This is a genomic window from Stenotrophomonas forensis (assembly GCF_028752115.1).
Taxonomy (GTDB): domain Bacteria; phylum Pseudomonadota; class Gammaproteobacteria; order Xanthomonadales; family Xanthomonadaceae; genus Stenotrophomonas; species Stenotrophomonas forensis.
Window position 1 is genome coordinate 1,894,112 of record NZ_CP082270.1, and the last position, 22,757, is coordinate 1,916,868.

At 66.9% G+C, this 22,757-nt stretch carries 18 protein-coding genes and 3 tRNA genes; 5 read left to right on the forward strand and 16 right to left on the reverse strand.

Annotation, left to right across the window (positions count from 1 at the left end):
* Positions 1-14: 14 nt before the first annotated feature.
* Both K5L94_RS09045 and K5L94_RS09050 read right to left on the reverse strand, forming a co-directional pair.
* The gene (locus K5L94_RS09045; RefSeq protein WP_053449363.1) at positions 15-2,123 is read right to left on the reverse strand and encodes a phosphocholine-specific phospholipase C; all 2,109 of its coding nucleotides are present in this window, start codon (positions 2,121-2,123) and stop codon (positions 15-17) included.
* Positions 2,124-2,131: 8 nt separating this feature from the next.
* On the reverse strand, positions 2,132-4,510 hold the full coding sequence (locus K5L94_RS09050) for a TonB-dependent receptor (RefSeq protein WP_274512470.1): 2,379 nt from the start codon (positions 4,508-4,510) through the stop codon (positions 2,132-2,134).
* A 150-nt stretch (positions 4,511-4,660) separates the two neighbouring features.
* Between K5L94_RS09050 and K5L94_RS09055 the strand changes: the two genes are divergently transcribed.
* Positions 4,661-6,193, forward strand: coding sequence for an OmpA family protein (locus K5L94_RS09055; protein ID WP_274512471.1), 1,533 nt, complete (start codon positions 4,661-4,663; stop codon positions 6,191-6,193).
* Between the two features lie 12 nt (positions 6,194-6,205).
* Here K5L94_RS09055 and K5L94_RS09060 read toward each other — a convergent pair whose 3' ends face one another.
* Both K5L94_RS09060 and K5L94_RS09065 read right to left on the reverse strand, forming a co-directional pair.
* The gene (locus K5L94_RS09060; RefSeq protein WP_274512472.1) at positions 6,206-7,132 is read right to left on the reverse strand and encodes a c-type cytochrome; all 927 of its coding nucleotides are present in this window, start codon (positions 7,130-7,132) and stop codon (positions 6,206-6,208) included.
* Positions 7,129-8,475: a c-type cytochrome gene (locus K5L94_RS09065; protein ID WP_274512473.1), complete on the reverse strand. Its 1,347-nt coding sequence runs from the start codon at positions 8,473-8,475 to the stop codon at positions 7,129-7,131. The genes K5L94_RS09060 and K5L94_RS09065 overlap by 4 nt, the downstream gene beginning before the upstream one ends.
* A 185-nt stretch (positions 8,476-8,660) precedes the next feature.
* Here K5L94_RS09065 and K5L94_RS09070 point away from each other — a divergent pair, with 185 nt between their 5' ends.
* Positions 8,661-9,815 carry an alpha/beta fold hydrolase gene (locus K5L94_RS09070; RefSeq protein WP_053449366.1) on the forward strand — a complete coding sequence of 385 codons (1,155 nt, stop codon included), beginning with the start codon at positions 8,661-8,663 and terminating at the stop codon, positions 9,813-9,815.
* A gap of 83 nt (positions 9,816-9,898) precedes the next feature.
* Here K5L94_RS09070 and K5L94_RS09075 read toward each other — a convergent pair whose 3' ends face one another.
* Complete coding sequence (locus K5L94_RS09075) at positions 9,899-11,038, reverse strand: MFS transporter (RefSeq protein ID WP_053449367.1); 1,140 nt, start codon at positions 11,036-11,038, stop codon at positions 9,899-9,901.
* Between the two features lie 185 nt (positions 11,039-11,223).
* Here K5L94_RS09075 and K5L94_RS09080 point away from each other — a divergent pair, with 185 nt between their 5' ends.
* Together K5L94_RS09080 and K5L94_RS09085 are read left to right on the forward strand one after the other, a co-directional pair.
* Positions 11,224-11,919 (forward strand): alpha/beta hydrolase, encoded by a 696-nt coding sequence (locus K5L94_RS09080; protein WP_053449368.1) that lies wholly within the window; start codon positions 11,224-11,226, stop codon positions 11,917-11,919.
* Positions 11,920-12,064: 145 nt separating this feature from the next.
* Positions 12,065-14,269 (forward strand): TonB-dependent siderophore receptor, encoded by a 2,205-nt coding sequence (locus K5L94_RS09085; protein WP_274512474.1) that lies wholly within the window; start codon positions 12,065-12,067, stop codon positions 14,267-14,269.
* Between the two features lie 54 nt (positions 14,270-14,323).
* Here K5L94_RS09085 and K5L94_RS09090 read toward each other — a convergent pair whose 3' ends face one another.
* Entirely contained in the window at positions 14,324-15,025 is a 702-nt protein-coding gene (locus K5L94_RS09090; RefSeq protein WP_049457850.1) for a pirin family protein, read from the reverse strand.
* 140 nt (positions 15,026-15,165) lie between these two features.
* On the opposite strand from K5L94_RS09090, the gene K5L94_RS09095 reads away from it, so the two are divergent.
* Positions 15,166-16,086, forward strand: coding sequence for a LysR family transcriptional regulator (locus K5L94_RS09095; RefSeq protein WP_053449370.1), 921 nt, complete (start codon positions 15,166-15,168; stop codon positions 16,084-16,086).
* Positions 16,087-16,719: 633 nt separating this feature from the next.
* Here K5L94_RS09095 and K5L94_RS09100 read toward each other — a convergent pair.
* The 10 genes from K5L94_RS09100 to K5L94_RS09145 form a co-directional block, all read right to left on the reverse strand.
* A tRNA-Arg gene (locus tag K5L94_RS09100) sits at positions 16,720-16,796 on the reverse strand.
* Between the two features lie 32 nt (positions 16,797-16,828).
* Positions 16,829-16,905: transfer RNA gene (locus K5L94_RS09105), tRNA-Arg, on the reverse strand.
* Between the two features lie 69 nt (positions 16,906-16,974).
* Positions 16,975-17,051 (reverse strand) — tRNA-Arg (locus tag K5L94_RS09110).
* Positions 17,042-17,968 carry an alpha/beta hydrolase family protein gene (locus K5L94_RS09115; RefSeq protein WP_274512475.1) on the reverse strand — a complete coding sequence of 309 codons (927 nt, stop codon included), beginning with the start codon at positions 17,966-17,968 and terminating at the stop codon, positions 17,042-17,044. The genes K5L94_RS09110 and K5L94_RS09115 overlap by 10 nt, the downstream gene beginning before the upstream one ends.
* Complete coding sequence (gene thiD / locus K5L94_RS09120) at positions 17,965-18,774, reverse strand: bifunctional hydroxymethylpyrimidine kinase/phosphomethylpyrimidine kinase (RefSeq protein ID WP_274512476.1); 810 nt, start codon at positions 18,772-18,774, stop codon at positions 17,965-17,967. The genes K5L94_RS09115 and thiD overlap by 4 nt, the downstream gene beginning before the upstream one ends.
* Positions 18,775-18,838: 64 nt before the next feature.
* Entirely contained in the window at positions 18,839-19,507 is a 669-nt protein-coding gene (locus K5L94_RS09125; protein ID WP_274512477.1) for a YoaK family protein, read from the reverse strand.
* 12 nt (positions 19,508-19,519) lie between these two features.
* Positions 19,520-20,026, reverse strand: a complete 507-nt coding sequence (locus tag K5L94_RS09130; protein ID WP_008264693.1) for a hypothetical protein — start codon at positions 20,024-20,026, stop codon at positions 19,520-19,522.
* On the reverse strand, positions 20,023-21,423 hold the full coding sequence (locus tag K5L94_RS09135; RefSeq protein WP_053511253.1) for a PhoH family protein: 1,401 nt from the start codon (positions 21,421-21,423) through the stop codon (positions 20,023-20,025). The genes K5L94_RS09130 and K5L94_RS09135 overlap by 4 nt, the downstream gene beginning before the upstream one ends.
* 84 nt (positions 21,424-21,507) lie before the next feature.
* Entirely contained in the window at positions 21,508-21,987 is a 480-nt protein-coding gene (locus K5L94_RS09140) for a peroxiredoxin (protein ID WP_274512478.1), read from the reverse strand.
* Between the two features lie 91 nt (positions 21,988-22,078).
* Complete coding sequence (locus tag K5L94_RS09145) at positions 22,079-22,639, reverse strand: glycine cleavage system transcriptional repressor (protein WP_005409051.1); 561 nt, start codon at positions 22,637-22,639, stop codon at positions 22,079-22,081.
* Positions 22,640-22,757: the final 118 nt, after the last annotated feature.

Consider the following 22,757-nt stretch of genomic DNA (forward strand, 5'->3'; position numbering starts at 1 on the left):
ATCAGCGCAACGGCTCAATCGTGCTCGAAGCGCAGCGGTTCGCTGCCCATCGCCGGGTCGCTGGTGCCGGGGCGTCCATCCTCGGCGCGCCCGGCCAGGCGCAGGGTGCTCTCGCCCGCGCTGACCTGCAGGTCATACCAGCCAGCGGTAGGCGTCGCGTCCCACGCCAATGAGGTTTCCGCACGCGCCGGCAGCGCCAGCGCCTGCTCGGGCATGTGCCCGGCGTAGGCGCCGGCCTGCACACGCAGTTGCAGTGCACTGTCGCCGAGATTGCGCAGCTGCAACCGCAACGGGCCGTCCGCGCGCTCGACCGTCGCCTGCAGGGCCGGCGCCTTTGCCGCGCCCTGGAAATGGCGGTGGAAGCCATTTGGGCCGAGCAGCCACAGGTCGTAGCGCCCCTGGGCATCCAATGGCCAGCGCTCCTGCAGCGGCATCCCCGGCAGCAGCGTGTAGCGGCGCGGAATGGCGCCAAGCCGCAGGCGGTCGTAGACATGCAGTACCGCCGCCGCACCTTCGCAGGACAGCACCAGATCCACGCCCGTTGCATCCAGGCGGGCAATCGAGGCCTGCGGCCGATAGGGCAGGGCCCGCGCCGGGCGTATACCGCTTTCCTGCTTCGCCGGGTTCAACCCTTCCGGCAACGCCGGCACGGTGCGTCCCGGCAGCGCAGCGGCACGTGCGGCCACCGCGCTCACGTCGGGCAGGCCGCGCACGAACGGGCGGGTATCGCGCTGGGCAAAGTCGAAGGCGCCCGTCAGGTCGCCGCAGACCGCACGGCGCCACGGTGAGATGTCCGGCGCGGCCACGCCAAAGCGGCGTTCGATCAGGCGTATGACCGAGGTGTGGTCGTACACCTGTGAATCGACCCAGCCGCCGCGGCTCCACGGCGAAATCACGTACAGCGGCACGCGCGGGCCGAGCCCATACGGGCGGCCGCGCAGCTCGGCGGCATCGTATTTTTCATCACCCGGTGCCGGATGACGGTGATACTCGCCGTCGGTACTGACCGATGAGGCGCCGGCCCAGCCGCCGTCCACGGGCGAAGGCGGTGCCGGTGGCGGCATGTGGTCGAAGAAGCCGTCGTTCTCGTCGAACATCAACAGCAGTGCCGTACGGCTCCAGACCTCCGGGTCGGCGGTCAGCGCGTCCAGCACGCGCGCGGTATAGGCCGCGCCCTGGGCGGGACTGGACGGGCCGGGATGCTCGCTGCCGGCGGCGTCGGCGATGATGAAACTGACCTGTGGCAGGCGCCCATCAAGCACGTCCTGGCGCAGCTGCGCCAGCCCACGGGTGCTGACGCCGCGCGCGCGCAGCTGTGGGTCATGCCCGGGCGCAGCGCTGTAGGCGCGACGGAACGCCTCAAAGCCGGCCAGTGGGTTGTCGGTGAAGTTGTCGGCCATGTCCTGGTAGATCTGCCAGGACACGCTCGCCTGCTGCAGGCGTTCGACATAGCTGCTCCAGCGGTACGACGCCGGATGCCCGCCGTATTCGGGGAAGTTGTCGTGCGAGTTGGCGATCACCGGGCCACCGGCGCGCGCGGCGGCATCGTTGTGCCCGGTCCACAGGAACACCCGGTTCGGGTTGGTGCCGGCCTGCATCGCGCAGTGGTAGGCGTCGCAGATCGTGAAGGCATCGGCCAGCGCGAACTGGAACGGCAGGTCGCTGCGCTGGAAGTAGCCCATCGAGTGATTCTGCTTGGCCTTCGGCCATTGCCCCATGCGGCCGTGGTCCCAGGCGCGCTGCGCATCGGGCCAGGTGTGCGGGGTGCCTTCCACGCGCATGTAGCCGAAGTGCGCGGCGGTATCCAGCGGGAACGGCGCGATCGCGCGCTTGCCGCTGGCGTCGGGTTGCAGCCACAGGCTGCGGGTGCGGCCACCGGCCTCCAGTGCAGCGGCCGGCGCAACGAAGCGATCGCCGAAGCCACGCACGCCCGGCAGCGTGCCGAAGTAGTGGTCGAACGAGCGGTTTTCCTGCATCAACACCACGATGTGCTGCAGGTCTTCGAGGCTGCGCGTCTGCGTGGCAGGGGCGATCGCTGCGGCCCGGGCGATGCTGGGCAGCAGCGGGGAAAGGCCGGCGGCAACGCCGGCCTGCAACAACCGGCGTCGGCCGATATCGGTCACGGGCTCACTCACAGGTCCACACGGAAGGAGATGCCGACGGTGCGCGGTGCGCCGATGAAGGCGTTGTCGCGGCCGTCCACCCCTGCAAGATACCGCTTGTCGGTCAGATTGCTCACCACCAGGTTGGCGCCCATGCCCTTCAGGCGCGGGGACAGGCCCTGCAGGTCGAAGCCGATGTTGGCGTTGAACACGGTGGCCGACGGCAGCTTGTTGACGTTGGCGGCGTCCAGGTAGCGGGTGCCCAGGTAGCGGCCGGACAGGCCGAAGTTCCAGTTCGCACCCTGCCAGTCGGCCGAAAGCACCAGTGTGTTCTCCGGCTGGCCGATCACCTTGGCGCCGTCGACGATGCCCAGCTGGGTGTCGCGCGCGGCGTTGCCGCTGCCCAGGTACTTGGAGCGGTTGTAGGTGTAGGCCGCATTGATCCGCCAGCCGTTGTCCCAGCCATAGCCGAGCGCCGCTTCCAGGCCGTTGCTTTCCACGCCGCCGAAGTTCTCGTAGACGCCGTCGGTCTCGCCCAGGTAGTCGATGCCGCTGACGAAGCCGGCCGGCAGGTAGACGATGCGGTTGTCGAACTTGATGTTGTACAGGGTGACCGAGGCGGTCAGCGGCCAGCGGCTGATGCGCATGCCCACTTCGATGTTGTCGGCGGTTTCCGGCTCGACGTTGCGGAAGCGCTGCGGGTCGGTCTCGCCCAGCACGCCGGAGGGGATGGCGGCGAAGTTCTGCGAGAAGCCGGCGAACAGCTCCATGCCTTCCACGCCCGGCGCCCAGGTGAAGCCGGTGGACAGCAGCGGGTCGGACTTGGAATCGGATTTCACGTGCTCGCTGGCACCGATCACGCGACGGCGTGACTGGTCGACGAAGAACTGCTTCACGCCCAGGCGCGCACTGAACGGGCCGAAGCGCGCGACGTCCTCGACGTAGTACATCTGCTCGTCAACCTTGTACTTGTCCTCGAACTGCACCCAGTAGGGCTGGTGATCGAAGGCGATGCTCTGGCCGACATTGAGCAGGCGGTGCCAGTCGCGGCGCGCTGAACGGTCCAGCTTCTCCACCCACAGGCCGCCACGGATCGTGTTGTCGACCGCGCCGAAGCTCTGCCGCCATTCAACGTCGGCGGTCACGCCCATGCGGTCGTTGTCGTAGTGGGTGTGGCGGTAGGACTGCGCGCCCAGTACGTTGCCGGCGTAGCAGTTCGGGTCGTACTCGGCGCTGAAGCCCAGCCGCGGGGTGCAGCTGGCCAGGCGCTGCGCGGCGCTGCCATCGGGATTGACGAAGAAGATCTGGCCGCGATTGCTGCCGCCGTAGACCGTCTTGCCGCCGATGTATTCCGACTCCGGGCGACCGGCGCCGTCATCGCTGACCTGCGCCAGGTACGGCGGCAGCCAGTCGCCGCGCCCTTCCATGCGGTGCCCGTAGGCCGCCACCGAGGCCTTGAAGCCGTTGCCGCCATCGAAGGCGGCGCGCAGGTAGCCAAAGGTGTTTTCGCGCAGCGCACGCGAACCGGAGCGGTAGTTCTGGTCCAGGTACGGAATGCCGGTGAGCGTGCCCACCAGATTGTCACGGTCCGGGTTGGTGGCAAAGCCGGCGGGCGAGACACTGGTGTACTCGGGTTCGTCGGCATCGTTGTAGGACAGGTAGCCGGTCAGCGTCCAGCGGTCCAGTTCGGTGATGAACTTGCCGGCGATATGGTCGTTGCTGGCGTGGCCGGTGCCATCGATCCAATCGTGCACCTTGGACGAGGACGCGCTGACCCAGGCGCGCGTATGGCCGCCGAGCAGGCCGGTGTCATAGCGCACGTAGTACTTGCGTGCGTCGTTGTCACCGGCGCCGATCACGAAGCGCAGGCGGCTGTCCTGCAGCGGGTCGCTGGTGAGGAAGTTCAGCGTACCGCCCAGCGCCTCGTTCGAGCGCGAGGAGATGTCGGCGGTGCCCTGGCTGACTTCCACCGTTTCCAGATCGAGGGTGTCGATGTAGCGGTTGGCCAGCGAACCGCCACCGTAGCCGGAGCCACCATTGGGCAGGCCGTCGATGGTGGTGCCGATCTGCTGGGTGTCGCGGTTGGTGACGAAGCCACGCATGCTGATCTGCGTACCCCACACCGACGAGCCGGTGGCGTCGGCCTCGCTGACCACCACGCCCGGCACTTCATTGAGCGCGTCGTTGACACTGCTCATCACCGTCTGCCGGTTCAGCGTCTCGGCGCGTACCGAGGTCTTGGCGTAGCTGGTGGCCTGGCCGATCACCTGCACCTGGTCCAGCGTACGGGCGTCGCTGCTGCGCGCTTCGGCCGTCTCGCCCTGCGGTGCTTCGGCCAGGGCGTCCAGTGCGGGGGCGATCAGCAGGGCAAGCAGCGAAATACGGGGAAAGCGCGCAATCGTTCGCATCGAAACCGGACCTGCAAGAGAGGGAAGCCCCGGAGTGTCGGTAGTGCCAATGACATCGGCATGACGTGGCCACGCAACTACGATGGCACTGTGGGGCCGGTCACGGCCTTCGGGTATGCTCGGCGCTTCAATGGAGCTGAGGTGCTGGCGATGCGGAAGCGGTCGAAGATCTGGCTGGGGGGCGCAGCACTGGTGCTGCTGGCAGGGTGCAACCGGGCGCCATCAGGCGAACAGGCGGGCGCACAGCCTCCGCCGCCCACCCCCGGTGAGAACGCCGCACCCGAGGCAGCGCCGCCGGCTTCCTCCACTGCGGCCGGTGGCGCCGCACTCACCGACCGCGATGGCAAGCCGGTGCCGCTGGTGCCGTTCGACACCGGCAGCGTGCCGCTGAGCACTGCCGCGCTGGGCGAACTGCCGTTCTTCAGCCTGCCGCAAGGCTATGCGCCGCAGAACGCACCGCACCCGCGCGCGTGGGCACGATTTCCGTTCCGCATGGGCGAGGGCGTGCATTGGGTGGAAGGCCCGAGCTGGTCGGCCCGCATCGTGGCCGACAGTGAAGCGGCACCCGACAAGACGTTCTCCGCACTGGAAGTGCAGCGCAACTTCGACGGTGTGATCACGGCCGCCGGTGGCCGCAAGGTGTTTGAAGGCACACTGCTGCGCGATATCTACTATGGCCCGCAGCTGGAAGGCGAGATCGGCGGTGGCTTCATCGACGCGGTGAACGGCGAACAGGACGCGCCCACCACGGTCTACGTGCTGCGCCAGGCCAACCGCACCGTCTGGCTGCAGCTGGCAGTGGACAGCAACGGCGCTGGCCTGGTGGTGGTGGATGAAGTGCCGTTCAAGGCCACCGCGCAGTGGTCGGACAGCTTCCCGCACCTGTCCCTGCCGGCCGGCTATGGCGACCGCAACAAGGCCCAGCAACGTGATTTCGATGCGTTCCCGTTCTGGACCGGCGATCACTTCGAGCAGGTCGAGGGTCGTACCTTCGCCGCCGATTTCGACAAGGGTGAGCGCGAATACTCAATGCACGAAGTGCGCCGCAACCTCGAAGCGATGATGGCCCAGGTCAACGGCACCAAGGTGTTCGAGGGGCGCATCCCGCGCGAGGCGGCCGAAGGGGTGCCGAAGCCGGTGCAGTCGGCCTACAGCAATGCAGCCAGCTTCAACTGGAACAACTACGACAGCGTGGTCTACAGCGTCGATCTGGCCGATGGCCGCCAGGTGTGGGTGCACGCGCGGCTGGAATACCTCAGTGCCGGCTGGGTGGTGGCCGAGCGCAAGGGCTTCACCCAGACCGCGGCGCTGCTGCCGGCCGATGCGTTGAAGAAGAAGCTGGACAGCGACGGCCGAGTGGCGATCCAGGTCAACTTCGCCACCGGCAAGGCGCAGATCCTGCCGGCCTCCGAAGCGCAGCTGGCGCAGGTGCTGCAGCTTCTGCAGGGTGATCCTGCGTTGAAGCTGTCGATTGAAGGCCACACCGACAACAGTGGCGCCGTGTCGCATAACCGCAGCCTGTCGGAGGATCGCGCACGGTCGGTGGTGGCCGCGCTGACCGCCAGGGGCATCGCCGCCGATCGCCTGCAGGCGGCCGGCTTCGGTGCGGACAAGCCGGTGGCCGACAATGGCAGCGAGGACGGCAAGGCACGCAATCGCCGCGTGGAGCTGGTCAAGCGCTGAGCGGGCGCCTGCTCAGTACCGCGCGTCCTTGGGTTTCGGGTCGCGCGGCCAGTCCTTGCTCTTGTTGGCGAAGTCCGGCCGCGGCTGATTGATGAAGTAGCTGGCGATGTCCACCGCGTCCTGGTCGGGCATCACCTGCTGCCCCAGCGGCGGCTCGCGGGTTACCGCCGGTGGCATGTTGTGCTTGACGAAGCCGGCGGCCTTGTACAGCCGCGCCATGCCAGCGCCGATGTTGAAGCTGTGCTCACCCCACAGTGGCGGGAAGGCGATGTCACCGCTGGCATCACGCCGGCCTTCGCCATTGTCGCCATGGCAGGCCGCACACTGGGCGGCGTACAGCGCCTGGCCGCGGATCGGGTCCGGGGTCAGCGTGCTGTCGATCGGCCCTTCACTGGGCGCAGCCACGCGGGCGCCCTCGGGTACCGGACTGCTCAGCCATGCCATGTAGTCGAGCATCGCGCGCATCTGCGGCGCGTCCTTCGGTAGCGGCTTGCCGTTCATCGAACGCTGCAGGCAGCCGTTGATGCGCTCGGTCAGCCCGATCACCCTGCCCGGGCGCGGCATGTAGCGCGGATAGGCACCGCCACCGGTATTGAAGTAGTGGTTGCCGAAGGGCCGCTTGCCCTCGGCCATGTGGCACGAGTTGCAGTTCAGATCGTTGCCGACATTGTCCGGCAACAGCCGTGCGGTCTCGTTGAGAAGGCGGCGTCCGAGCATCACCGACTCGGCGTTGCCGAGCGCGGCGATCTCTTCGGCGCTGGGTGGCTGGTAGTGCCCGACCACCTTGCCCTGCATATCGAGCATATCGAACGTGCTGGCCGTGGCGGCATCCAGGTCCGGGTACAGATGGCGATAGGCGAGGGTGCCGGCACCGGCCAGCACCAGGGCGGCGATCGCACTGCCGAACAGCAGGCGGGAATGCTTGCGCGAGCGCTTCATCGTGCGGCCTCCTGCGGAACGTAGTGCACCGGCTTGTCGCGCACCACCCGCCGCATGCGCGCCACGTCGACCTCGCTGACCGCGCTGGCCTGGTTGCCCCAGCTGCTGCGGATGAAGGTCAGGATCTGTGCCAGCTGTGCGTTCGGCAGCTGCTCGAAGCCCGGCATGGTGAACGCCATGCGGTCATGCGGGGTATGTGGCGTGCGCCCACCAATCAAGGTCACCTGCACCAGCGAGCTGGGATCATCGGCGAATACGATCGAGTTGCCGGCCAGCGCCGGGTATACGCGTGGCATGCCGCGGCCATCGGCGCGGTGGCAGGCCTGGCAGTGCTCGGCATAGGCCAGCGAGCCGGCCACGCGGTAGTCGCCATTGCGCAGCGCTGCGGTGGTGGTGTCGGTACCGGCCGCCCCCTGCGCGCTGCGGCCCTCGCGCGCCGGCAGCTGCTTCAGATAGCGCGCCATCGCCAGCAGGTCGGCGTCGGACAGGTACTGCGTGCTGTGTTCGACCACGTCGGCCATGCCACCGAAGGCCGCCGAGCGATCAGTGCGGCCGGTGCGCAGGAAGTCGACGATCTCACCTTCGCTCCAGCTGGCCAGGCCGGTCGACTCGTTGCGCAGGTTCTTCGCGTACCAGCCTTCCAGCACCGAGCCGGACAAGAACTGGCGGCTGCCATCGTCGGCCATCGCCTTTTCCTGGAACGCCAGGCCGCGTGGGGTGTGACAGGCACCGCAATGGGCCAGGCCTTCCACCAGTTCGGCACCGCGCTGCTGCCCGGCATCCAGCGACGGGTCCGGGTTGAAACTGCGTGGGCGTGCGAACAGCAGCTGCCACCACGCCAGCGGCCAACGCATGTTGGCCGGCCATGGAATCGTGCTGTCGGCGTTGTCCTGCCTCACCGGCTGCACCGAGCCCATGAAATAGGCGTACAGCGCCTTGATCTCGGCGTCGCTGGCGATCACGTACGAGGCATACGGCATCGCCGGATACAACGGCTGGCCGTCATGACGGATGCCGCGGCGCACCGCGCGCTCGAAGTCGGCGTAGTCGTAGCTGCCGATACCGGTTTCGGGGTCGGGCGTGATGTTGGTCGAGTAGATCGTGCCCATCGGCGTCTGCATGCCGAGGCCACCGGCGAACGGCTTGCCGCCAGGCGCGGTATGGCAGGCCGCGCAGTCGGCGGCGCGCGACAGGTATTGCCCATGCGTGATCAGGGCTGGATCGTGGATGTCGACCTGCGCCGTCTGTCGCGGTGCGAACCAGTAGGGCGTGGTGCGGGCGATGCCGTAGGCGGCGGCCACTGTGGCGGCCAGGGCAATGGCGAGCTTGAGCGAGGTGCGCATGGCGGCACTGTGGGCAATCGTGCGCGTGCGTTCATTGATCCGGATCAATGACTGAACGGATACAGCTTGTGCACCAAGCTGAATCGTTCCTGCGTTGTCATCAAGCCGTCATCCGTGCGCGATAGATGGAAGGGCGATTGAGGCGTTAACGTCCCAGCCTGTCTGATTTGCCCCTATGACGTGATATGAAGCGCCTGCTGCTGCTGTTGCTGGCGTGCGCCGGCCTGTGGCTGGCTGCATGCTCTTCCTCGATCAATGCCTCATCCACCTCGCTCGCCGACAGGCTGATCGCGCCAGGTGGCGTGTCGACCCTGCTCGATCGCCCGCGCATCGCCGCGGCCATCGCCGAACTGCCCAACCGCCACGGCTTCGCACCGGGCCGTGATGGCGTGCCGATCTTCTGGCGCGTGTTCGATCCGGGTGACTACGGTGCGCGCTACCACTACCTGCCGCAGCGCCACGAGAACGGCCTGCCGCTGGATACCGGGCTGAGCCTGGCCGTGCCGCAGCCGTTCCGCGCGCAGGCGCCACGCGGCACCGTGGTGCTGCTGCACGGCTGGATGATGAACGGCGATTCGATGCTGCCGTGGTCGCTGCAGCTGGCCGAATCTGGCTACCGCGTGGTCACCTTGGATCTGCGCAACCACGGCCAGTCCGGTGCAGGCCCGTCCGGCTATGGCACCTATGAATCCGACGACGTCGTCGATGTGATCGGCGAGCTGCGCGCGCGTGGCGAGATCATAGGACCGCTGTACCTGTTCGGTGTCTCCTACGGCGCCGCCACTGCGGTGTTCACCGCCGACAAGCTGGGTGACCAGGTGGCTGGCGTGGTGGCGATGGAGTCGTTCGCCAACGCCGGCGTGGCGATCCGCACGATGATCCCGCACCTGATGGGGTTGCAGCCGGAAGGCCTGAAGGCGCAGGCGGTGGCGTCCTACGCGCGCTGGCGCTACGGCGGCCAGGACATCAACCAGGTGATCGCCGCCGCCAGCCGCCGCATCGATGTCGATCTGGATCGGGTGGACGTGGCACGCGCGCTGGCTGATACCCGCGCCTGCGTGCTGCTGCTGCACGGGCAGGGCGACCAGCATATTCCGGTCAGCCAGGGCCGCGAGCTGGCCCTGGCAAATCCGCGCGCGCACTACATCGAGATGCGTGGCGAGGACCACATCACCCTGCCGCTGCGGCTGGACCTGCTGGCCGGCGTGGTCGATGACTGGATGGCCCGTGACGAGCACCACCCGAAGAGCGCGTGCCCGGCCCCGCAGCTGCCGGCGCAGGCTGAGTGGCTGGTGCACGACGCTGCGGATATGCCGGTGAAGGCCCCGACGCGCGGTTGAACAAAAAGGGGACGGAGGGGATTAAGTCGTTTGCAGCACACCCGAGGCAGATACGACTTAATCCCCTCCGTCCCCTTTTTCTGTCAGGGCAGGCGGCGTGCCAGTGAGCGTGCGGACGCGGCCACGCCGAGCAGCAACGCGGCCACGCACAGGAAGGCGAAGCCGAGGCTGGTCACGTGCGCGAGCGCGCCGATCGCGGCCGGACCGGCGAGGATGCCGGCGTAGCCCAGCGTGGTCACCGCCGTGATGGCGATGCTCTCCGGCATCACCCGCTGCTGGCCGGCCATCGAGAACAGCGCCGGCACGATGTTGGCGCAGCCCAGCCCGACCAGGACGTAGCCGGCCAGCGCCACCGGGAACGACGCTACCAGCGTGGCCAGGCCGAAACCGGCGGCCGCGGTGATGCCACCGATGACAATCGTGCGCGTTCGCCCGAGGCGCTCGACGATGCCGTCGCCGAACAGGCGCATCGCGGTCATCGCCAGCGTGAACAATGCGAAGCCGGCTCCCGCCTGGTCGCGCGGCACCTGCCGCACTTCCGCCAGGAACACCGCGCTCCAGTCCAGCATCGAGCCCTCGGCGAGGAACACCACGAACGCCAGCACCCCGATGAACAGCACCACGCCATGCGGCAGTGCCAGCAGGGGGCCTTCATGCAGGATGCGCTGCGGTCGCCAGTGCGGGGCCGCCAAGGCTGCGACCAGCAGCAGTATGGCAACCGACACCAGCGCGGCCAGCCACAGCGGCGTGCCGAGAATCAGCAGGCCGGTCATGCAGCCGGCACCGACGAAGCCGCCGATGCTGTAGAAGGCGTGGAAGCCGGACATCATCGCGCGCCCGGCATCGCGCTCGACGGCCACCGCCTGCATGTTCATCGCACAGTCCAGTGCCCCTACGCCGGCGCCGAACACGAACAGCGCCGCGCCCAGTGCCATGGGTGAAGGGGCCAGTACCAGCAGCGGCAGCGCGCACAGCATCATGGCGCAGGTGATGACCATCACCCGACGGCAGCCCAGTCGCCCGGTCAGTGCGCCCGCCAAAGGCATCGCCAGCAGCGAGCCCAGGCCCAGGCACAGCAGCACCGCGCCAAGGCTGGCGTCGGACAGCCCGGCCTTGGCCTTGGCGTAGGGCACCATCGGCGCCCACGCGGCGGTGGCGAATCCGGGAATGAAGAAGGCGGCACGGGTAGCGTGCTGCTGGGCAAGCGGGGATGAAGGCGTCATGCGCGGTGCGAAGCTCCAGAGGAACGCCCATGGAAACGTTTTCACGTGAGATCGGCAAGTGCCCTGCATGACATTGGACGACGCATACGATTGCAGTGACCCGATTGCGTCACCAGTGGTTAACGCCGCCCACGGACAGTGGCTGCACGGTCGGCATTCCGCCGGCCGCTGCCGGAGATCCATACATGAGCACGACACCGACCATCCTCCTCGTCCATGGATTCTGGGGCGGGGCCGCACACTGGGCCAAGGTGATCCTGGAACTGCATCGCAACGGCCATGACCGCGTGCAGGCGGTGGAACTGCCACTCACCTCGCTGGCCGACGATGCAGGACGCACCCAGAAGATGATCCGGCAGATCGACGGGCCGGTGCTGCTGGTCGGCCATTCCTATGGTGGCGCAGTGATCAGCCAGGCCGGCAACGAGGCCAACGTGAAGGGGCTGGTCTATATCGCGGCCTTTGCCCCGGATGCCGGCGAAAGCCCGGGCGGCATCACCCAGCAGCATCTGCCGGAAGCCGCGCCGAATCTGGCACCGGACAGCGACGGCTACCTGTGGCTGCGCGCGGACAAATTCCATGAGAGTTTCTGCCAGGACCTGAGCGCCGACGAAGGCCGGGTGATGGCAGTGACCCAGAAGGCGCCGCTGGCCAGCACCTTCGGCGATGCGGTCAGTGACCCGGCCTGGAAGCACCGGCCGAGCTGGTACCAGTTGTCCCGCCATGACCGCATGATCGCGCCGGAGAACCAGAAGGCCATGGCTGGCAGGATGCAGCCCAAGCGCCTGCTGGAACTGGACGCCAGCCATGCTTCGCTGGCCTCGAAGCCCGTCGAGGTGAGTGCGCTGATCCTGGAGGCCTGCGCCACCATCGGCGGTTGATCCCGCGTCATCGCGACGCACGACAGCACATCGCACGACAGCCGGGGCGCAGGGGAGTACACTCCTGCGCCTGCGGCCACCCGGCCGAATCCCCATCCCCTCCAGCCGTCGCCAGAGGATCCCACCCGATCGTGGAGGTCCTGTCGTGCAGTACGTGCCCGTTGTCCGTCTTCCGTCCTCATTGCCGCGTCGCCGCTTGCTGCCGCAGGCGCTCGCGCAGAGCCTGCTGATCACCGCACTGGCCAGCAGTGGCATCGCCGCCGCGCAGTCCACCGATGACGGCGACAAGGCCACGCAGACGCCCGCCTCGCAGACCCTGCAGACCGTGCAGGTCACCGCCAACCAGCTGGGTACCATCACCGAAGGCAGCGGCGCCTACACACCTGGCACCATCGCGACCGCCACCCGCCTGGTGCTGACGCCACGGCAGACACCGCAGACCATCAGCGTGATCACCCGTGCGGAGATGGATGACTTTGGCCTGCACGGCATCGACGACGTGATGCGGGTGACCCCGGGCATCAGCATCGTCACCTACGACAGCGAGCGCACCGAGTACTACGCACGTGGTTTCGCCGTGCAGAACTTCCAGTACGACGGCATCCCGATGTCGCGTGACTCGGCCTATTCGGCCGGCAACACGCTCAGCGACACCGCCATCTACGACCGCATCGAAGTGCTCAAGGGCGCTACCGGCCTGTTGACCGGCATGGGCGATCCCGGCGCGACCATCAACCTGGTGCGCAAGAAGCCGGGCAGGGAGTTCGCTGGCAGCGCCTCGCTGGGTGTCGGCCGCTGGGACGACTACCGTGCCGAGCTCGATGTCGGTGGCCCGCTGACTGCCGATGGCCACGTACGCGGCCGCGCGGTGGGGGCATGGGAAGACAAGCATTCCAACCTCGACCACTACCAGCGCACCAGCAAGGTCGGCTACGCAGTGCTGGAAGCCGATCTGGGCGAGCGCACGCTACTGACCGTGGGTGGCGATGCGATGGACAGCGATCCGAAGGGTTCGACGTGGGGCGGTATTCCGCTGCTGGACAGTGCCGGCAACTTCAACCGCATGCCGCGCTCGTTCAACAACGGCGCACGCTGGGCCGGCTGGCGTCAGTATGTGCGCACTGGTTTTGCCACGCTGGAGCATACGTTCTCCGACGACTGGGTGGCCAAGCTGCAGCTCAACCACCAGGTCAACGGTTACGACGCTGCGCTGGCCGGTGCCGCCGCGGGCAATCCCGATCCGTTGACCGGAGAAGGCGTCAGCCTGTGGCTCGGCAAGTACGTCGGAAAGACGGTCAGCAACGCCGCCGACTTCTATGTGAGCGGGCATTTCGGCCTGTTCGGCCGCGCGCATGAGCTGGTGATCGGCGGCAGTGCCTCGCGCAAGCGCTGGACCAATACCGGCTACGGCCCACAGGATGGTTTCCCCGATACAGTGCCGGACTATCGCCGCTGGGACGGCGACATCGCCGAGCCGCAATGGCAGCGCAGCTACGACAACAACGAAGTGACCCGTGAGAACGGCCTGTACGTGGTCGGCCGTTTTGACCTGGCCGATCCGCTGAAGGTGATCGTTGGCAGCCGCCTGGCCAGCTACCGCTCGCCGCAGACGCGCGAGACCGGCGTGTTCGTGCCGTACGCCGGCGTGGTCTACGACCTCGGCGAGCACTATTCGGTGTACGCCAGCTACAGCACCATCTTCAAGCCGCAGGGCGAGCGTGACGAGCAGGGCAAGGCGCTGGATCCGCTGGAAGGCCGCAGCTACGAAATGGGCCTGAAGGCCGAGTTCCTCGATGGCCGCTTCAACGCCAGTGCAGCGCTGTTCCAGCTTGACCAGGACAACTTCGCCCAGCCCACCGGTGGCAAGACACCGGATGGGCAGGATGCCTATCGCGCCTTGATGGGCGTGCGGACCAAGGGCTACGAGCTGGAAATGTCGGGCCAGTTGGCCGAGGGCTGGCAGGTGCAGGGTGGGTTCTCGCACAAGATCGCGCGCCAGGCGGGCACCAAGGTGACCACGCTGGAACCGGAGAACCAGTTCAGCCTGCACTCCAGCTACCGCCTGCGCGGTGCCTGGCAGGGACTGACGCTGGGCGGTGGTGCGCGCTGGCAGGATTCGACCTTCGGCGAGATCACCAATCCGGCCACGCAGGCCAAGGTGGTGCATCGCACCCAGCCTTACTGGCTGCTCGATGCGATGGCGCGCTATGAATTCAACGATCGCCTGTCGGCCACGCTCAACGTCAACAACCTGCTCGACAAGCGTTACTACACCATCTTCAGCTGGTACAGCACCTACACCTGGGGCGAGCCGCGCAACGTGCGGCTGACCTTGAACTACAGGTTCTGACGCGGATCTACAGCAATGTGCCCGCGATGCCATCCAGCATCGCGGGCGTTGCCGTTACAGCGGCAGGTCGAACACCAGCACTTCGGCGTCGTTGCCGTTTTCCAGGGTCAGCTGCGCTTCGTCGCTGACCTGCAGCGCATCACCGGCTTCAAGGGTGATGCCGTTCACCTGCAACTGGCCACGGGCCACCTGCACGTAGGCGCCACGACCGTTGCCGAGCGCATGGTGCAGCTTCTGGCCGCCATCAAGGATGGTGGCGAAGATGCGGGCATCCTGGTGGATGCGCAGCGAACCGTCGGCACCGTCCGGCGAAGCGATCAGGCGCAGCTGGCCGCGCTTGCTGTCCGGTGTGAAGTGGGTCTCCTCGTAGGACGGGGTGATGTTCTCCGCATCCGGGAAGATCCAGATCTGCAGGAAGTGCACGGTCTCGTCGGCCGAGTGGTTGAACTCGCTGTGGCTGACACCGCTGCCGGCGCTCATGCGCTGCACGTCGCCGTAGCGCAGAACCGAGCCGGTGCCCATCGAGTCCTTGTGCTCCAGCGCGCCGCCCAGCACGTAGGAAACGATCTCCATGTTGCTGTGGCTGTGGGTGCCGAAGCCCTGGCCGCCAATCACCTTGTCTTCGTTGATCACCCGCAGCGGGCCGAAGCTGACGTAGCGGGGGTCGTAGTAGTTGGCGAAGGAGAAGGTATGGCGGGAGGACAGCCAGCCATGCTCGGCCAGGCCACGGGTAGCGCTCTTGCGGATCTGCAGCATGATGGAATCTCCTTGTTCGATGGTTTCGATGGGGCGGGGTGGGGCGGTAGCCGCCGTGTTTCCCCGTTGGAGAGAAGTATCCGCTTGCGCCCGGGGTTTGAAAAACGGATAGTTTTGACAGCCATCATCGAAAAATTCGAATGCTCAAGCTCAGCCTCGATGCCCTGCAGATCCTCGATGCCATCGACCGCCGCGGCTCGTTTGCCGGTGCCGGCAAGGCCCTGCACAAGGTGCCCTCGACCATTTCCTACACTGTGGCCAAGCTGGAGGAAGACCTGGGCGTGCAGCTGTTCGACCGGGTCGGGCCGCGCGCCGAGCCGACCGAGGCCGGCCGCGCCCTGCTGGACGAGGGCCGGCACCTGCTGCGCGCGGCCCGCGAACTGGAATTGCGGGTGCGCCGGGTGGCATCGGGCTGGGAGACCGAGCTGACCCTGGCGGTGGATTCGGTGTTCCCGACCTGGCTGCTGGGCCCTGACATCGCTGCATTCCGTGAGGCCGAGGCGCCGACCCGGCTGCGGCTGATCGGCGAGGCACTGTCCGGCACCTGGGAAGCGCTGCTCGACAGACGTGCCGACCTGCTGGTGGGCGCACCGGGCGAGGGCCCCAGTGGCGGTGGGTATGTGGTCGAGCCGCTGGGCACGGTGGAGTTCGTGTTCGCGGTTGCGCCCAACCATCCCTTGGCCGCGGTGGAGGGCGTGCTGGGTCGCGAGCAACTGGTCGAGCATTGCGCGATCGCCGTTTCTGATTCGGCGCGCCGGCTGCTGCCGCGCACGGTCGGCCTGTTGATGGGGCAGGAGATGCTGACGGTGCCGGACATGGCGAGCAAGCTGAAGCTGCAGTGCGAGGGTGTCGGCTTCGGTTTCCTGCCCGAGCCGTGCGCGCGCGCGGCGGTGGCGCGCGGCCAGCTGGTGATCCGCGAGGTGGAGGAACACAAGCCGGAAGAGACCTTCTGGCTGGCCTGGCGCACGGGTGAGGATGGCGCGGCACTGCGCTGGTGGCGCGAGCGCCTGCGCAGGCCGGAGCTGCTGTCGCAGTGGTGGCAGGCCATGGCCAGGGGGTAGGGGGTTTGGCAGGGCTGCGCCCTGCACCCGCTACGGGCTGGAGCAACAGCAACAGCAACAGCAACAGCAGAAGCGGGTTTCCTGATGGATGGCGGGGTGGGTCCGGTTGCGGGAGACGCCGTAAACCCGTCCTTGGGGGCTTGGCCGCGGCATCCATGCCGCGGACACTCCCGCAACCGGACCCACCCCGCCTTCGACAGTTTTCCGCGATCTGTCGGAACGGCGTACTGCTCTGGTAGGTGTCGACCTTGGTCGACACGGTAGATCCACGCCATGCGTGGATGCTGTTCAATCAATTGTCGAAATATTCGAATTCGATGGAGATTCATCCACGCATGGCGTGGATCCATCAGATCGCGGGAATCTGTCAGAGGTGGGGCGGTGTCGGAGTGCGGGGTGTCCGCGGCATGGATGCCGCGGCCAAGCCCCCAGGGATGGGTTCACGGCGTCCCCGCACTCCGACACCGCCCCGCCAACCCGCGGAATGCCAGCTTTTGCTGTTGCTGTTGCCGTTGCCTTGGCTTGGCTTGGCTTGGCTTGCCTTGGCTTGAAGCATCTGCAGGTGCAGGGCGCAGCCCTGCCGAAAAACACACATAAAAAAACAGCAGGCCGAGGCCTGCTGTTTCGGTGTAATGGTGCGCCCGGAGAGATTCGAACTCCCGACCGCCTGGTTCGTAGCCAGGTACTCTATCCAACTGAGCTACGGGCGCCAATTACATAAACTTGTTGTGCTGACTGTGTATGGTGCGCCCGGAGAGATTCGAACTCCCGACCGCCTGGTTCGTAGCCAGGTACTCTATCCAACTGAGCTACGGGCGCGCGGTACACAATCAACTTACTGCCAAATTTTACTGCATTTCCAGCGGCGGATGCTGGAAACCTGTCGAGTGGTGCGCCCGGAGAGATTCGAACTCCCGACCGCCTGGTTCGTAGCCAGGTACTCTATCCAACTGAGCTACGGGCGCCCTGCGACAGGAGCGGAATTATGCGGATGTCGGCGCGCACCGTCAACAGTTTTGTGAAAATTTTCACCCAACTGAATGAAAAAGCAGTCAGCCACCGCGTCCGGAGCTTTCAGCCAGGCGAAATGATCGGCACGCGTGCCCAGTTCCTGCGCGGACAGCACGCGCAGCTGCGCGTCCACATTCGGCAGCTTCGCCAGCAGCGTGCGCATCGAGCCGGCCGGCGCCAGCCAGTCGTGTTCCATCAGCACCGCCTGCGCACTGCCGTGCACCCGCGCCATCTGCGCATCGAGGTCTTCGCTCATGCCGACGGCAGCGTAGTGGTTGTTCAGGCCGACGCGCGCCCAGTCGGCGATCAGTCCGCGCGCTTCGGTGCCACCGAAGCCGAGGCGCCGACCATGCAGCACGCCCTGGCGCTGCGCGATCCACGGCAGGAAGCGGTAGACCAACGGCAGCAGCCAGCCGCGCGGTGGGGGGAAGCCGCGCCAGAACGGCGAGCCACTGGCCGCCAGCCATAGCCGGTTGAAGTGTTGCGGAGCGCGGCCGGCATGCACGCAGGCCAGTTGTCCGCCCAGGCTGTGGCCGCCGATGATCCAGGGCAGCGGGCCAGTTTCATCATCTGCGGCGGTCAGCACGGCCTGGCTAGCCGGCAGATCCTGTTCGAGTACCTCGCGATAGCCCCAGTCCTGCGTGCGCGACGGGCGCAGCGAGCTGCTGCCGTTGCCGCGCCACTCATGCAGGTAGACCACCACCCCCCTGGCGGCCAGTGCCTGTGCCAGCGGCAGGTAGTGGCGCGCGGCCACGCCCAGCGCCGGCAGCCACAGCAGGCGCGCGATGGGCTGCGCAGGCACGCAGGCAATCACCTCGTAGCGATGGCCATCCTCGCACTGCACGGCAAGCGTGTCCGGCGTCAGGCTCATGCGTGCGGTGCCGCGCCGAAGTGATCGAGCACCAGCACCTCGCTGCCGCCGGGGGCGTAGCCCCTCTGCAGCCCGCGCGCGACATAGTCGATGCCGGCCTCGCAGGCATTGGCCAGGCTCAGGCCGTTGCACAGCTGCGCGGCAATGGCAGAGGCCAGCGTGCAGCCAGTGCCGTGCGCATCCAGCGGCAGGCGGGCGTGGATGAATTCTTCGCTGCTGACGCCGTCGAAGTAGCGGTCGATCACGCGGTTGCCCTCATGCAGATGGCCACCCTTGAGCAGAACGGCGCCGGCACCGAGGTCGAGCAGGGCGGAGGCGGCCTGCTCGGCATCGTTACCGTTGCCGATGTTCCGCCCGACCAGCAGTTCTGCTTCCGGTGTGTTCGGGGTGATCAGCGTGGCAAGGGGAATCAGGCGCTCACGCATCGCCTGCAGGGCGCTGTCTTCCAGCAGGCGTGCGCCACTGGTGGCGACCATCACCGGGTCCAGCACCACGTGCGGTGGGCGATGGCGCTGCAGTGTGTCGGCAACGACGTTGATCACCTCGGCGTTGGCCAGCATGCCGAGCTTCACCGCGTGGATATCGAAATCATCGAAACAGGCCTCCAGCTGCGCACGCAGGAAGTCGACCGGCGGCACGTGCACGGCGGTCACGCCGCGGGTGTTCTGTGCGGTCAGCGCGGCGATCGCCGACAGGCCATGCACGCGATGTGCGGCGAACGCCTTCAGGTCGGCCTGGATTCCAGCACCACCGCCGGAGTCGGAGCCGGCGATGGTGAGGGCGGATACGGGAGTAGTCGGGCTCATCCAGCGATTGTGCCGTGGTCCCGCTGGGGAGGGTAGCTCCGCGCCATGCGTGGATGTCCTTGACTCAATGCCGCCAGCGCGCCCACTGCTGGTACACCACATAGCCCAGCCCGGTCAGGCCGGTCAGCAGGGCGGGGGCGAGCAGGGCGTCGTACTGCCAGCGCATGAACAACCAGGCGCCGAGGATGCCACCGGCGAGGAAGCCGCTGATGATCAACCCGCTGAGGGTCAGTCGGCGAACCTGCAGCGGCAGCCCACGCAGCAGGTGGCCCAGGCCGATGCCGAGGTCGGTGAACATGCCGCTGAGGTGGGTGGTGCGCACCACTGCGCCGCTGAAGGTGGTGACCATCGCATTCTGCAGGCCGCAGGCCATGGCGGCGGCCAGTGCGCCCCAGATCTGGTGCTGTTCGAACAGCGGAATGGCCACCAGCAGCAGCGCCGATTCCAGCGCCAGCGCAACGCCGTAACGACGCCCCAGCTGCAGGGCGCTGTCCTGGATCAACAGGCCGCTGAGCATGGCGCCCAGCGAGAAGGCGATCAGCAGGCCCCACAGATGCCCGACCGCACGCCAGTCGCCCTGGGCCAGCGCCATGCCCAGCTGGCTGGTGCTGCCGGTCATGTGGCTGACCGCCTGATGCTCGAAACCCAGAAAACCGACCACGTTGACCATGCCGGCCACGCACGAGAGCGCAACCGCACCGATCCAGACCCAGGTGGGCAGGCGTATTCCCATCGGCAGGGCCCCTCAGGGCCCGCCGAAGCCGCCGTTGAACTGCAGCTCGCTGAAGGTGTTGCTGGCCGGGTCGAACACGGCGCCCCAGAACTGTGCACCGCCATCGCAGACGCGGATCGCTTCACGGGCCGGATTGACGCCGCTGTCGTCGGGCAGGTGGAAGGCGTTGATGTAGATCAGCCGCTTGCCGGCACTTTCGATGCCGACGTACTGGCGATCGAAGTCCAGCACCTTCGGCACCTGCGCTTCCAGCGAGGACAGCTTCGCTTCCAGCTGGTCGACCTGTTGCCGGCTGGGCGCCCAGTAGCCGCTGACCCGCCCGGCCTCGCGGCCGGGGCTGGGGCGTGAGCAGGTGTCTAGCACCTGCGCGGCGATGATCGGGCGGGTGACCACCCAGGACTGTCCGGTACGCTCGGCGGTCGGCACGCTGGCCGGGCCGCGCGTGGTGGTGCAGGCACCCAGCGCGGCTGCGAGGGCGATCGCAGCCGTGGGCAGCAGCAGTCGGGTGCAGCGGCTCACAATACCTCCGAAGCGTAGTCGGCCAGGCGCGAACGCTCGCCACGGCGCAGGGTGATGTGCGCGCTGTGCGGCCAGTTCTTGAAGCGATCCACCGCGTAGGTCAGGCCCGAGGTGGTCTCGGTCAGGTACGGGGTGTCGATCTGCTCGACGTTGCCCAGGCAGACGATCTTGGTGCCGGGGCCGGCACGGGTGATCAAGGTCTTCATCTGCTTCGGGGTGAGGTTCTGCGCCTCGTCCAGGATCAGGTAGCGCGACAGGAAGGTGCGGCCGCGCATGAAGTTCATCGAGCGGATCTTGATGCGGCTGGCGAGCAGGTCGTTGGTCGCCTGGCGGCCCCAGGTGCCGCCTTCCTGGTTGTGCGTCAGCACTTCCAGGTTGTCGGTCAGCGCGCCCATCCACGGCGTCATCTTCTCTTCTTCGGTGCCGGGCAGGAAGCCGATGTCCTCGCCGACGCTGACCGTGGCGCGGGTCATGATGATCTCGCGGTAGCGCTGCTGGTCCATCGTCTGCGCCAGGCCTGCAGCCAGTGCCAGCAGGGTCTTGCCGGTGCCGGCGGTGCCGAGCAGGGTGACGAAGTCGATCTCCGGATCCATCAGCGCGTTGAGCGCGAAGTTCTGCTCGCGGTTGCGTGCGCTGATGCCCCACACGGCATGGCTGCCATGGCGGAAATCGTCGACCAGCGACAGCACCACCTTGCCGTCGCCGACCACGCGGCTGACGCGCAGCTCGACTTCATCTTCGCCGGGCAGGTAGACGTACTGGTTCGGATACCACTCCTCGCCGTCCAGTGCCTGGATTTCGTAATGGGTACGGCCCTTGTCGCTCCAGCTGCGCAGGTCTTCGCCGTGGCGCTTCCAGAAGTCTTCCGGCAGCTCGGTGGCGCCGGTGTAGAGCAGGCTGAAATCGTCCAGCGCGCGATCGTTCTCGTAGTCCTCGGACACGATGCCGGCGATCGCCGCCTTGATCCGCAGGTTGATGTCCTTGGAAACGAACACCACCGGCAGGTCCGGGGTTTCTTCCTTCAGGGCCAGGATCGCGCCGAGAATGGCGTTGTCCGGGATCACCTGGCCGAAGCTCTTCCCGGCGTCGAAATGGCTGGTCTGGAAGCGCAGCTTGCCGGCGCTCTGCTTGCCGCGCAGCTGCAGCCCATTGGGGCGCTGCAGCGGAATGCCGTCGGCCAGGTTGTCCAGGCCGGACGCCTGCACCAGCTCGTTGAGGAAGCGGCTCACCTGGCGGGCATTGCGGCTCGCTTCGGATGTGCCCTTCTTGCCGTTGTCCAGCTCCTCGATCACCTGCATGGGCAGGTAAACGTCGTGCTCCTCGAATTTGAACAGCGCGGTGGGATCGTGCATCAGCACGTTGGTATCCAGCACGTAGATGCGCTTGCCTCGGGTCATCGTCGATTCCTGGTTACGGACAGGGAAAAACCATCACGGCCTGCCGCAGGGCAGGGTGATGGCAGACACAGTAGGCAGTGGGACTCACTTGGACTGGGAGGCCTTCAGTTCGGCGAGAACGGCATCGGCATGGCCGGCAACCTTGACCTTGCGCCAGGACTGCACGATGCGGCTGTCGGGGGAAATCAGGAAGGTGCTGCGCTCGATGCCACGTACCTGCTTGCCGTACATGTTCTTCATCTTGATCACGTCGAAGGCGCTGCACAGCGCTTCGTCGCCATCACTGACCAGCGGGAAGTTGAAGCCCTGCTTGGCGCAGAAGTTGTCGTGCGACTTCACCGAATCGCGGGAGACACCGAGCACGACCGCACCGGCCTTGCGGAACTTCGGCAGCAGCGCGTTGAAGTCGATGCCTTCGGTGGTGCAGCCGGGGGTGCTGTCCTTGGGATAGAAGTACAGCACCAGCCAGTGGCCGGCGTAATCGCCGAGGGTGGCCTGGTCGCCACCGGACAGGGCCAGCGGCAGGGAGAGGATGGTGCTGTCCAGGGTGTCGCCGTTGTTCATGAGGTCCTTCTGTCGAGCCTGGGTTCTTTCTACGACAATTGCATGAAACGCCACGCGCCCGTGAGGGACGCGCGAAAAATCAGGAATTCATTCAGAACTTCATCGGGTCCATGATCGCGTCCAGGTTCAGGTGGTCGCAGAATTCAAGGAAATCGTCGCGCAGCGCGGCGATGTGCATGTTGGCCGGCACGCCGATGGTGACCTGCGCACTGAACATTTCCGCACCGGTCTGCATGGCGCGGTAGCGCGTGCTCTGCAGGTTCTCGATGGTGATGCCCTGGCGGTCGAAGAAATCGGCCAGCTGGAACAGGATGCCCGGCTTGTCGGCGGCGATCACTTCGACGATGTACGGCAGCAGGTTGGACTGCGCCTGCTTGGCAGCGGTGCGGTACCAGACCAGCTTCAGGCCTTCCTCGCGCTCCAGCCGGGTCAGCATCGCTTCCAGCTTGGCCACCGAGTCCCAGGAGCCGGTGGCCAGGGCGGTGACCGAGACATCGCGGCCGACCGTGGCCAGGCGCGCGTCCACCAGGTTGCAGCCGCTGTCGGCGATGCGGCGGGTGACGGACAGCAGGGGAGACTCCGGATGCGTCGTATAGGCGTTGATCAGGAGGTGGTTTTCGCTCGGCGCGGGGCGCGGGGTGGTGTCGGTCAAGGCGATTCCGGGTAATGCATGCGTTAGTCTGAATGCCCGCCAGAGGCGGGGATCCACCGGTGTCCAGCATACTTGCCCGTGCTTTCGCGCCGCAAGTAACATTCAGGTCGCCCCCGGC